Source organism: Flavobacterium cheongpyeongense (genome assembly GCF_003202435.1).
Classification (GTDB): Bacteria; Bacteroidota; Bacteroidia; order Flavobacteriales; family Flavobacteriaceae; genus Flavobacterium; species Flavobacterium cheongpyeongense.
The window spans coordinates 12,463-25,170 of record NZ_QJHK01000028.1 but is presented as its reverse complement, the minus strand read 5'-3'; the positions used below and the strand labels follow the sequence as shown (position 1 = coordinate 25,170).

The 12,708-nt window shown below is 33.7% G+C and carries 10 protein-coding genes; 3 read left to right on the top strand and 7 right to left on the bottom strand.

The annotated features are described in order from the left end of the window. Nucleotide 1: 1 nt before the first annotated feature. Both DMB65_RS20400 and DMB65_RS20395 read right to left on the bottom strand, forming a co-directional pair. A complete protein-coding gene (locus DMB65_RS20400; protein WP_110308502.1) occupies nucleotides 2-1,303 on the bottom strand; it encodes an MFS transporter in 1,302 nt (433 codons plus the stop codon). 89 nt (nucleotides 1,304-1,392) lie between these two features. Beyond that, on the bottom strand, nucleotides 1,393-4,017 hold the full coding sequence (locus DMB65_RS20395) for a TonB-dependent receptor domain-containing protein (RefSeq protein ID WP_110308473.1): 2,625 nt from the start codon (nucleotides 4,015-4,017) through the stop codon (nucleotides 1,393-1,395). Between the two features lie 154 nt (nucleotides 4,018-4,171). On the opposite strand from DMB65_RS20395, the gene DMB65_RS20390 reads away from it, so the two are divergent. Then, complete coding sequence (locus tag DMB65_RS20390) at nucleotides 4,172-5,200, top strand: LacI family DNA-binding transcriptional regulator (RefSeq protein ID WP_110308501.1); 1,029 nt, start codon at nucleotides 4,172-4,174, stop codon at nucleotides 5,198-5,200. A 245-nt stretch (nucleotides 5,201-5,445) separates the two neighbouring features. After that, nucleotides 5,446-7,563: a M3 family metallopeptidase gene (locus DMB65_RS20385; RefSeq protein WP_110308472.1), complete on the top strand. Its 2,118-nt coding sequence runs from the start codon at nucleotides 5,446-5,448 to the stop codon at nucleotides 7,561-7,563. Between the two features lie 68 nt (nucleotides 7,564-7,631). On the opposite strand, the gene tsf is transcribed toward DMB65_RS20385, so the two are convergent. The 4 genes from tsf to rplM all read right to left on the bottom strand — a co-directional run bounded on the left by tsf (nucleotide 7,632) and on the right by rplM (nucleotide 10,590). Then, entirely contained in the window at nucleotides 7,632-8,594 is a 963-nt protein-coding gene (gene tsf, locus DMB65_RS20380) for a translation elongation factor Ts (RefSeq protein WP_110308471.1), read from the bottom strand. 137 nt (nucleotides 8,595-8,731) lie between these two features. Then, on the bottom strand, nucleotides 8,732-9,517 hold the full coding sequence (gene rpsB / locus DMB65_RS20375; RefSeq protein ID WP_110308470.1) for a 30S ribosomal protein S2: 786 nt from the start codon (nucleotides 9,515-9,517) through the stop codon (nucleotides 8,732-8,734). A gap of 231 nt (nucleotides 9,518-9,748) precedes the next feature. Then, on the bottom strand, nucleotides 9,749-10,135 hold the full coding sequence (gene rpsI / locus DMB65_RS20370) for a 30S ribosomal protein S9 (protein ID WP_110308469.1): 387 nt from the start codon (nucleotides 10,133-10,135) through the stop codon (nucleotides 9,749-9,751). After that, entirely contained in the window at nucleotides 10,135-10,590 is a 456-nt protein-coding gene (rplM, locus tag DMB65_RS20365) for a 50S ribosomal protein L13 (RefSeq protein WP_031454410.1), read from the bottom strand. The genes rpsI and rplM overlap by 1 nt, the downstream gene beginning before the upstream one ends. A gap of 419 nt (nucleotides 10,591-11,009) precedes the next feature. On the opposite strand from rplM, the gene DMB65_RS20360 reads away from it, so the two are divergent. Beyond that, entirely contained in the window at nucleotides 11,010-12,035 is a 1,026-nt protein-coding gene (locus DMB65_RS20360; protein WP_110308468.1) for a LacI family DNA-binding transcriptional regulator, read from the top strand. Here DMB65_RS20360 and DMB65_RS20355 read toward each other — a convergent pair. Next, nucleotides 12,018-12,692, bottom strand: coding sequence for a methyltransferase (locus DMB65_RS20355; protein ID WP_110308467.1), 675 nt, complete (start codon nucleotides 12,690-12,692; stop codon nucleotides 12,018-12,020). The two genes, DMB65_RS20360 and DMB65_RS20355, sit on opposite strands and share 18 nt — an antisense overlap. Between the last annotated feature and the right edge of the window lie 16 nt (nucleotides 12,693-12,708).

The following is a 12,708-nucleotide window of genomic DNA, read 5'->3' as shown; positions in this document are numbered from 1 at the left end:
ACTAAAATGTTGTTTTCTTTACTTTGATTAATAAGGTACTAAGGGAACCGAGTAATAATAAGACTCCGGCAAATGTTATGGCTAGACGCGGGTCGTTATTTAAAAAGTTTTTTAGGACGAATCCAAAAGAAACATTTTGAATGATCATTGGAATTACAATCATCATGTTAATGATTCCCATATAAACTCCGTAGCGTTCTTTGGGAATATTGGAAACCACCATGAGATAAGGAATTCCCATCATGCTCGCCCAGGCAATCCCGTAACCAATTATTACTGCAAAAAATAGATACTGATTTTGAATGACCGGAAAGAATAAAAAAGAAATAGCTCCAAAAAGAAGACAAATAAAATGCACCATTTTTGGACTGTGCTTTTTTGCCAGTTTTGCCAGATAAAAAGCTACCGAAAAGGTTACAATAAACCCAAATGCACCAATCAATCCCATCCATTCTACAGCTTTTTCATAACCTGTTTTATCGACAGGAGTGGTATTCCAAACGGATAGCGCAATACTTTTTGAATTGTTTTGCCAAAAACACATTAAAGCATACCATTGGAATAAATACACTAAAAAGAGTTGCCACATTACTTTTGGCATTTCTAATACAGCATGATAGATATCGACAAAAGGTGAAAAGACATTCAATGGCTCTGATTTCATTTTTTCAATCTCTGCTGCTGTTGGCGGAATCTCTTTTGTTTTCTTCATACTCCACCAAATTGATGTTACCGAAAGAACAGCACCAAGAAAAAAAGAGGCATAAATCCAGTTGGGCAACTGTCCTGTATAGCCAATAAAAACGATAGGAAAGAGGAACAATGAAATGTAAGATAAGAATTGCCCAAACCCGGTAAAAAAACTTTGTGCCTGAAACCCGATAGGTTGCTGATCTTCATTAAGTGTGTCGGCAATAAAAGCACGATATGGTTCCATTGCAGTATTGTTTCCAACATCTAAAATCCAAAGCAAACCAGCCGCCATCCAAAGAGAACTGCTAAAAGGAAAAAGAAATAAGGCAATGCTGCAAATAATGGCTCCAATAAAAAAATACGGTTTTCTGCGTCCCCATCTTGGATGCCAGGTTTTGTCGCTCATTGCTCCAATTATCGGTTGAATCAATAGTCCTGTTAGTGGCCCGGCTAAGTTTAATATCGGAATTTGATCCGGACTGGCGTGCAGAAAATCATAAATAGGATTTACGGCGCTTTGTTGTAACCCAAAACTATATTGGATGCCAAAAAAGCCAACATTCATATTGATAATTTGCCAAAAACTTAGTTTGGGTTTAGAGAATGCCATAATTGCGTTTTTTAAAATTTTAAAATCAATTCCTGTACTATAAAAATACAGGAATTGGTAACCAACTAACATTTATGAACCAACTTTGATTAAAATTTATAAGATAAAGCCATTGAAAGTGATCTTCCGGTCATTGATCTGGCTCTGATAAAATTTACGGTGTTTTCTGTGATGCTTCCTTCTTCAGCTTCCGTAATTGCTAAGGCGTTGAAAAGGTTGTTTCCAGAAACGTTTAATGATAATCCTTTTGCAATACCAACTTCAACAAATCCATTTACAATTACAAACCCATTCATTACTAATTGATTTGAATCTTGAGCATACGCCTTTGTCTGACCAATAAAGCTCAAACCAAGTGTATTTTTATTATCCATGAATTTATAAGTAGGTAAAAAACTGTACATTAATTTAGGTTGTCTTCTAGGTTGATTACCATTGTTGTCTCCTGAAGTAATTTCAGCTTTTGTATAAGTTAAGGAACCTCTTAAATCTAAATTAGCAGTAATATTATAAGCAGTTTCTAACTCTAGCCCCATAGATTTGTAATTGTTTTTAATGATACTGTTTGAAGTAGCTTCAAATCCGCCTTGTTCATCTGTTTTAGAGTGAAACGCTGTAGCATAAAGGTAACCATTGTCGAATTTTTGTTTGAATCCAATTTCGGCCTGAGTTAAAAAGTCTAAAGCGTTAATTTTATTTCCGTCTAAATAATCTAATCCACTAAATAAAATTCTATCGGCTTTAGCAGAAGCACCTCTGCTTATCCTTGCAAATACAGACTGTCTGCTTGCTAAAAGCAGGTTTGCTCCTAAAGTATAAGAATAATAGTCGTAATCATAATTCACAGCTGTTGGATTGGCATTGTCAATTGCAAATACATTTTGTTCCGGTGCAGAAATTTCACCATCATTATTAATATCATAAGTAGTAGAGACACCTCCTGCAAATGAACCTGTTACTTTTCCTTTGTCATAACGTAAACCTCCTTCAAATGATAAATTTTCAGTTGCATCAACAGATATATTAACATAAGGGGCAGAAACATTGTATTGCGTATCATAATTTCGGGCTAAATTCCCCCAGGCTGGTGTTCCGTAAGCATATAATCCATTTTCAGATAAAGAATTTCCACCCGCATCATTAACATTAATTAAGCGAGGGTTATCATCTGAAACTTCTTGCAGATAGGAATTCCATAACCATGACATAGATACATTTTGCATGGATTTAAAGAGACCGGCTGTAATTCCTATTTTATCGAATTTTTTGGTCAAACGTAGATCGTTCATGAAATTCCCCATATTGTTTAGTTGAGTGTCAAACATGTGAATTCTTGCTACTAATCCATTTGGGTTATTAAAAGCAGCTCCGTTATCTGCGTAGCTTAAAGTTGATCCAGCTCCAAAAGAGTTTGCAATTGTCGAAGCAGATGCCAGTTCAGCAGGAAACGGTGAGATAAAACCACCTGAATTAGATGAGAATCTAATGTTATCGGTAATTTTCCAATTGTTTTCTAAATTAAAGGAAACATTTGCGCCAATTGATTTTGAAACAGGATGCATTCCGTTAGACACAGCTTCTCTGCGCACATTTCCGTCAGGTCCTAATCCAACACTATGAGTCAAATAAATAGATTGTAAAGCACCAGTTGTAGCATCATAACCATCAACACTTTTCCAATTTGGGTTAGCATTTGTACCTGAAACAGCTACTGGCATAGGCATATAAGCAGCGGCTCTGTCATTTAAGAATTTCGCATAAAGAGTAATAGAACCATTTTCAAATTCTTTTGTAATGTTGAATTTTACTTGGCCTCCATTATTGCTGTTGAATCCTGTTTTTCTAACTCCTTCACCCGTTCTGTAAAAGCCACCAACATGAAAATACAATCCATCCCCAATTTTTGATCCATAATCCAAATCGGTTCTGAAATTTCCGTAATCTAATCCAAATGATGTACTGATGTTACCTCCTTCAGTTTTACCGGTTTTACTGATAAAGTTGATAATTCCACCCGGTGAATTAGATGATAAAGTAGATGCTGATCCACCACGAATAGCTTCAATTTTAGCGATGTTTCCGTCAAATCTTGTAAAGATATCCGCTGTTGCAAATGCAATATCACCAAATAATAATACAGGAAGTCCGTCTTCTTGAAGTTGTAGGTATTTAGAACCACCAGAAGAAATTGGCACACCACGAACAGAAATATTTGAATTTCCTTCACCTCCTGAAGATTCTGAACGAATACCAGGAATGGTTCTGAAGATTTCTGCTGTCGATCTTGGTGCTGATTGTGTAACCTGCTCTGTTCCCAGAGTAGTGATTGAAACGCTGGATTTGATTTTGGTTTTAGGGTTTACTACTCCAGTAACGACTACATCATCTAAAACATTTGCATCTTCAACTAATGAAATGTTTTGAATAGCATTGCCATTTATTTGAATGTTCATTTCAGTTGTTTTGTATCCGATGTAAGTAGCAATAATAGTTACTGTTTCGTTTCTTAGATTTGTAAAAGCATATTTTCCATCAAAGTCTGTAGCGGTTGCTTTATCAGAATTTTTTATTGTAATATTTACTCCTGGAATTCCAGCTCCAGTTGCATCAGTAACAGTTCCTGATAAAGTTGAATTTTGAGAAAAACTGATGTTAAATAGTAATAATGCTATAATTATTCCTATTTTTTTAAATAATGAATTATTTGTTTTCATCGTGGTTATTTATTTAGTTAATAATTTATTTAGTCATTTTTTATCAAATGTATATATTACCATAAAAAATAAATGTTTTTTTTGTACGAAAACGTTTTCGATTTTTCCGAAAACGTTTTCGATTATAATCAGTTTTTTTTATGATATTTGTTTAATGAGAGAAACTACTTTAAAAGAAATAGCTTCCGCTTTAGGTATATCTATTACCACTGTTTCGAAAGCATTGAAAAATTATCCGGATGTTAGTGATAAAACTAAGAAAGCTGTTATTGCTTTGGCTCAGGAGCTTGATTATACACCCAATAGTTTTGCCGTTAATTTGCGGACTAAAGAATCAAAAACAATTGGTCTTATTATTCCTGAAGTAGTACATCATTTTTTTTCAGGCGTTGTAAATGGTATTATTGCTGAAGCAGAGAAAAATGGTTATTTGGTCATTATTCTTCAGTCTAATGAATCTTTAGAGTTAGAAAAAAAGCAAGTAGCACTTTTGATTAATAAAAGAGTGGATGGAATTATCATGTCGCTTTCTAATGAATCCAATGATGATGTTCATATTAAAGATATTCTTAAAAAAGAAATTCCTTTTGTGCAGTTTGATAAAATCTCAAAGTTAATTCCAAGCTCTAAAGTTATCATAAATGATCAAAAAGCGGCCATGGAAGCAGTTCAGCATTTGATTGATATGGGGTGCAGGAAAATAGCTCATATTCGGGGGCTTGAAAATCCTCAAAACGCTATTGATCGTTTTTTGGGATATAAAAAAGCACTGGAAAAAAACGGAATTCCTTTTGATTCTAGTCTGGTATATTCCTGTAAAGCAATCACTTTTGACCAGGGCGTAGAATTTGCAAAACAAATTTTGGAGGAAGATAAAGGTATTGATGGGATTTTTGTAATTACAGACCTGGTAGCGGTTGGAGTTTTGGCACATTTTAATGAAAAAGGAATTGAGGTGCCTAATCAGATTGCTGTTATTGGTTTTAGTAATTGGTTAGTCTCACAGGTAATTACGCCCAAATTAAGTACGGTTAATCAGCCAAGTTATGATATGGGTGTAGCAGCATTTACTTTATTGCTGGAAGAAATCCTTTCCCGTAAAGAAGGAAAGTCATTTAAACCTAAAATAATTGAATTAGAAACAGAGGTGATTGTTCGTGAGTCAACCTTGAAAAAAAGCTAATAAAAGCGATTTTCAGTTCAAAAGTACTTTTTTGTGTCACAACAAATATCTTTTTTGGTTTTAAAACATTGTTAAGCACTAAATCACCTATCAGATTTAAGACATTTTTATATAATTTCATCAAATGATGAATCAAATTTAAAATTCATTATAACGGTGTGGCTGTTAAATTTTTATTACAATTAGTGATTTTTGGTTATTTTTGAAACAATAAGCTTTGTTTTTTAAAATTGCAAATTATAATAATGAAAAAAATAATATCAATTATTATCATGAGTACAACCTTTTTTGCAGCTACTGCACAAAACAATTCGGATAATCCGTTATTAAAAGCATGGCAAGGGTCTTACGGAGGAGTTCCTGCTTTTAATGAGTACAAAGTTTCTGATTTTAAACCGGCAATTGAATTTGCGATTCAGGAAAAACTAAACGAAATCGATGCTATTGCAACTCATCCAAAAGCCCCTACTTTTGATAATACAATTGCAGCTTTAGAACGTTCAGGAAAGACAATAAAAAGAATATCTGCCGTCTACGGAATTTACAGATCTAATTTAAGTAGTCCGGAATTTAACGCAGTAGATACTGAAATGTCTCCTAAATTTTCTGAATTTACAGATAAAATTAACCAAAATAAAAAGCTTTTCGAAAGAATTCAAACTTTGTATAACTCAAAAGAAAGTAAACAATTAACGAGTGAACAGCAACGTTTGATCTGGAAGTATTACACTAATTTTGTGCGGGAGGGAGCTAAATTGAATGAGATTGATAAAGCAAAGGTTGCTAAAATCAATTCAGAATTGGCAACACTTTTTACTCGTTTTAGTCAAAATTTATTAGCTGAAGAGGATAATCAATATGTTGAATTAAATACAGAAGCTGATTTTGAGGGGCTTCCTCTTGAAGTTAAAAATGCGGCAATAGCCGAAGCGAAAGAAAGAAAGTTGGATGTTTTAGGCTGTATTGCTAACACGCGTTCTTCTATTGAACCATTTTTAACTTTTTCAACCCACAGAGATTTAAGAGAAAAAGCTTTCCATATTTTTATAAAACGAGGCGATAACGGAAATGCATACGACAATAATGAAATTTTAATTTCTATCCTGAAATTAAGAACAGAAAAGGCAAAAATACTCGGATTTCCTACATTTGCTCATTGGAGTTTGTCTAATAAAATGGCAAAAGATCCTCAAAAAACATTAGATTTAATGATGTCAGTTTGGAAACCTGCAGTTGAAAAAGTACAGCAGGATGTTGTCGAAATGCAAAAGATTGTGGATGCTGAAGGAGGTAAATTTAAAATTCAGCCTTGGGATTACCGATATTATGCAGAGAAAGTCAGAAAAGCTCAATATGATTTAGATCAAAATGAAGTTAAACCTTATTTCCAATTAGAAAACTTGCGTGAAGGAATGTTTTGGGTCGCAGGCGAATTGTTTGATCTGGATTTTAAACAAATTACAAATGTTTCCGTTTATCACCAGGATGTCCGTGTTTGGGAAGTGAGTAATAAAATTACCGGAAAACTTGTTGGATTATGGTATTTTGATCCTTATGCACGCGCAGGAAAACGTTCCGGTGCGTGGATGAATGCTTATCGTGATCAGCAAAAGTTAGATCATGAGGTTCTTACAATCGTGTCTAATAATTGTAATTTTATTAAAGGAACTGCCGACGAACCCATTTTAATTTCATGGGATGATGCCAGTACATTATTTCATGAATTCGGGCACGCACTTCATGGATTGTGTTCGAATGTAACCTATCCAGGTTTAGCAGGAACTTCTGTTGCCAGAGATTATGTTGAATTTCCATCACAATTGCTGGAACACTGGCTGGCCACTCCTGAAGTGTTAAATAAATTTGCCCTACATTATAAAACAGGTAAACCGCTTCCTCAAATTTTAGTAGACAGAATAGAAAAGGCAGCCAATTTTGGTGAAGGTTTTGCTACTGTAGAAACAATTTCAAGTTCTTTGGTTGATATGAAACTTCACCTGGCGACTGATACAATTGATCCTCATGAATTTGAAAAAGAAACATTAAGGACTCTTAAAATGCCTTCAGAAATAGTAATGCGGCACAGGATTCCACAATTTGGACATATTTTTTCAAGTGATGGCTATGCGGCAGGATATTATAGTTACCTATGGGCAGATGTTATAAATGCAGATGCCTGGGAAGCGTTCCTAGAAGGAAAAGGACCTTATGATAAAGAAGTATCAAGAAGGCTTTATGAAAATGTATTTAGTATAGGAAACACTAGAGATGAGGAAAAAGCATATGAGAGTTTTAGAGGCAGATCCCCTAAATCAGATGCTTTAATGAGAGCTAGAAATTTCCCTGTTGCAGATAAAAAATAATAACAAACGGTGAATAAAAAAAGCCCGAACATTTACTATTCGGGCTTTAGGGTATTGGAAATAATATATTAACCTAAAGTAACTCTTTTGAAACCTGTAATTTCAACGTTGAATCCTTTAACATAATCACCCACTTTTTTACTATCATCTTTGATGAAGTTTTGATCTAATAAAGCTTTTTCCTGATCTAAAGTTGTATTGTCAGAGATGAAACGCTGTACTTTTCCAGGAATAATTTTATCCCAAATTTGTTCTGGTTTACCTTCCGCTTTTAATTCAGCTTTAGCATCTTCTTCAGCTTGTTTTAAAACTTCCTCAGTTAATTGAGAGAAAGAGATATATTTAGGAACATTTTTTAAAGTCTTTCCTAAACGTTTAGCTTCTTCATTATCTTTTTCGATTACAGCAATACGGGCAGCAAGTTCAGATTCAACGAAAGCAGGATCAAAATCTTTGTAAGATAATGTATCAGCTCCCATAGAAGCAACTTGCATAGAGATGTCTTTAGTTAAAACGTCGCCATTAGCAATTGGTTCAGAAATTGCAGTTAATGCAGCAATTTTGTTAACGTGAACATAAGATCCAACAAAAGCACCTTCTAAGATTTCAAAACCACCAATTTCGATTTTTTCACCGATAACACCAGTTTGCTCAATTAATTTTTCAGCAACAGTAATTCCGTTGAAATCTGAAGCTAAGAATTCTTCTTTAGATGAGAAATTAATCGCTTTTTCAACTAAATCTTTAGCTAAAGTAACGAAAGCTTCATTTTTACCTACGAAATCTGTTTCGCAGTTTAAAGTAATGATAGCTCCTTTAGTTTTGTCAGCATTAACAAAAGAAACAGCAGCTCCTTCAGAAGATTCACGGTCAGAACGGTTAGCAGCAACTTTTTGTCCTTTTTCTCTAAGGTTTTGTATAGCTTTATCGAAATCTCCATCAGCTTCAACTAAAGCTTTTTTACAGTCCATCATTCCGGCACCTGTAGTTTGTCTTAATTTATTTACATCTGCAGCAGTAATTGTTGCCATAATATTTTGAATTTTAATGTTAAAAGTAAAAATTCCAATTTTTAAATCCCAAATTCCAATTTTAATAAATTATCAACATAACGTTTTTAATTTTATTTTGGATTTTGGAATTTAAATTTTGGAATTTAAAGTTTGATTTATTCTTCAGTTGCAGGAGCGGCAGCTTCTACAGCAGGAGCAGCAGCTTCAGCAGCTGGAGCTTCTTCAGTGAATACGTCAGCTTCTTTTTCAGAACCTCTGTCAGAAAGACCTTCGATTACAGCAGCAGTTACTAAAGATAAAATTTTGTCAATTGATTTAGAAGCATCATCATTTGCTGGAATAACGTAATCAACCTCTCTTGGGTCAGAATTCGTATCAACCATTGCGAAAACTGGAATGTTTAATTTTTGAGCTTCTTTTATTGCGATGTGTTCAGCTTTGATATCTACTACGAACAATGCTGCAGGTAGTCTTGACATATCAGCAATTGAACCTAAGTTTTTCTCTAATTTAGCACGTAGACGATCAACTTGCAAACGCTCTTTTTTAGATAGGGTGTTGAAAGTACCATCTTTCTTCATTTTATCAATAGAAGACATTTTTTTAACTGCCTTTCTGATAGTTACAAAGTTAGTAAGCATTCCACCTGGCCATCTTTCAGTAATATAAGGCATGTTTGCAGCTTTTGCTTTATCAGCAACGATGTCTTTTGCTTGTTTTTTGGTAGCTACGAATAAGATTTTTCTACCTGATGCAGCGATTTTTTTCAAAGCTTCATTAGCTTCTTCGATTTTAGCTGCAGTTTTATATAGATTGATAATGTGAATACCATTACGCTCCATATAAATGTAAGGAGCCATGTTTGGATCCCATTTTCTAGTCATGTGTCCGAAGTGAACACCTGCTTCTAGTAATTCTTTTACTTCTATTTTGTTTGCCATTTTTGTACTAGTTTACGTTCTGTTGATTAGCAATGTATAAATGGCGGTTTCGTTAGGTTTTAATATTTTTTGACTAACGTTCTTGCAAATTTTATTTGCTCGAATCCCAGGCTTCATACATTTAGATGCTAAACTATTTCCTACCTCGGTAGGAGAGCAACAATAACTGTGTTTTTTAATTTCAATAAATAATTGATAATGTCTTGTCCTTTCTGAACAAAACAGGTAATATTAACGTTTAGAGAACTGGAATCTCTTACGAGCTTTCTTCTGACCGAATTTCTTACGTTCAACCATTCTAGGGTCTCTTGTTAATAATCCTTCTGGTTTAAGGATTGCTCTGTTTTCAGCGTTAGCTTCACACATTGCGCGGGCTAATGCCATTCTTACAGCTTCTGCCTGACCATTTGAACCACCTCCGTAAACGTTTACTTTTACATCAAAGTTACCAGCGTTTTCTGTCATAGAAAGCGGTTGTAATACTTTATACTGTAAAGTTGCAGTTGGAAAGTAAGTTGCGAATTCTTTTTTGTTTACAGTGATTTTACCTGTTCCTTCAGAAACATAAACACGTGCAACAGCGGTTTTTCTTCTACCGATTTTGTGAATAACTCCCATTACTTAAGATCGTTAAGGTTAACAGTTCTAGGTTTTTGAGCTCCGTGAGTATGCTCTGCACCTACAACAACATTTAGATTTCTAAAAAGTTCAGCTCCTAATTTGTTTTTAGGTAACATTCCTTTTACAGCTTTTTCTACTAATAATGCAGGGTTTTTAGATTGCAATACTTTAGCAGTTAAAGTTCTTTGTCCTCCTGGGTAACCTGTATGACGCATGTAAATTTTGTCATTCATTTTTGTACCTGTAAGGTTAATTTTTTCTGAGTTGATAACAATTACGTTATCTCCACAGTCAACGTGTGGTGTGTAACTTGGCTTGTACTTACCTCTTAAGATCATCGCAACCTTTGAAGCAAGACGACCTAAGTTATGACCATCAGCGTCAACAACAATCCACTCTTTAGTTACAGTGCCTTTGTTTGCTGAAACTGTTTTGTAGCTTAATGCGTCCATAATATTATTTTAATTAAACATTCCATCCCCAATAAAGGGGATGCAAAAGTACAATTAATTATTTTAAATCCAAATACATGAAAAGATTATTTTATATGCTGAAAATCAGGGGGTCAGTTTTTTGTTTTTAGACAATATAAAAACGGCTTTTACAATAAAAGTCGAGTACCATTTAATTAGGGTATATAATTTAACATCCATTAGTCCCGGAAATATATTTTCGTTAAATAATCCAAATTTTTAATGGTAAGTAATATTATAGTAAGGTGTAAACGATATATCATGAGTTGTTTGATATATTATGTGTTTTGTGGTTTTTATTTTGAAAAGGTATCGTGATTTTAAATTCTGGCAGGTGTTTTTTGTTTTATTTTAGGCAATTCTATTATATTTGTATTAATTACATAAAATTGAATTGAATGAAAGCTAAAGCAACTCTAAAACAAATTGCAAAAGAACTTGGTGTTTCTGTGTCGACAGTTTCTAAGGCGTTAAATGATAGCCCTGAAATTAGTGAACAAACCAAGGTAAAGATTAAGGAGTATGCCAAACTCAAAAATTATAAGCCTAATGTTATTGGGCTTAACTTAAAGAATCGCAAGACCAAAACAATAGGTGTAATTATACCCAATATATTAAATTCCTTTTTTGCAAAAGTTTTTAGCGGAATCGAAAAAGTAGCTGATAAAAAAGGGTATAATGTAATTACATGTATTTCCAACGAATCGTTAGAGAAGGAAATTCATACGCTTGAAATGCTGAGTAACGGAACTATTGACGGATTCATCCTTTCTGTTTCCCAAGAGGCACAAAATTTAGAAGAGTACAGTCATTTTTCTGAAATTATTAATGACGGAACCCCAATTGTAATGTTCGACCGAATTGCAGATGGAGTTGAATGTGATAAAGTGGTGGTTGATGATTTTGATTCGGCTTTAAATTCGACGCAGCATTTGATTAATTTGGGATGTAAAAATATCGCCTTAATTTCCTCAGTAGATAATTTAAGTGTTGGAAAACTAAGAGCTGATGGATATTTGAAAGCTTTAAATGATAATAATATTCCGATAAACGAAAAAATAATTCTTCGTACTAATTCAGAAGATGAGATGAAAAGTAAAATAGAGGCACTTTTCGATCACAAAATTGATGGAATTTTTGCTTTAGATGAAAATGACTCCGTAGCTGCTTTAAGAGTAAGTCTTAAAAAGGGGTATAAAGTTCCTGAAGATATTTCGATTATTGGTTTTGCAGATGGAATTTTAGCATCAAGACGTTTATCGCCAAGTCTGACTACTGTCAGTCAGCACGGAATCGAAATTGGTGAAGTTGCAGCCAAACGATTGATTTCAAGATTGGAAGAAAAGGAGGGAGAGACTTCTGATTACGAAACAATTATTATTAAGACAAAGCTAAAAGAACGGGAGTCAACGAGCAAGTTGTAGTTTTTGTAGTTTGAAAATATAATTTTTCTCTGCGATATTTTTTTTCTCCAATAATAATTCAAAAGCTATTTCATTTTTTAATGCAATAGCTTTTATTTTTTCCAGTTCACAATCTTCGGAAAGAATCATGAAAATGCTGTTTTCAGAAGTGATAAAATTTGGGAGCTGGAAGAACAAGTTTTCAAAATAATCAAAGTTTTCGCCACAAAACCAGGCTTTTTCTGCAATTGTGTTAGGGTTTTTGGGATAATAAGGAGGATTTATTACAATGAAATCAAAGTTCTTGTCCTGAATATTTTCAAACAAGTTTGAATGAATAATTTCTATTGAAACCTTGTTATTTGAAGCGTTCTTTTTTAAAGCTTCCAATGCAGTATTATTAATATCGGTTGCAGTTACAATTCCCTCTTTTTTGGCCGCTAAAATTGAAATTATTCCGCATCCGCATCCCAATTCAAGCATTTTTTTTCCTTTTAATGAAAGCGTTTCGAGAAATTCTAAAAGTAATTTTGTACTGAAAGTTATAAAGGGAGGGAATACCGTTGGTTCTACCCAAACAATAATTTCTTTATAGGTATATTCTCTGGGTTTCGACAAATAAATCGCACTTGCTTTTTTCAGAAATGGACTGATTATTTTTTTTATTAATGCTTTCATTATACAAAATTAATTT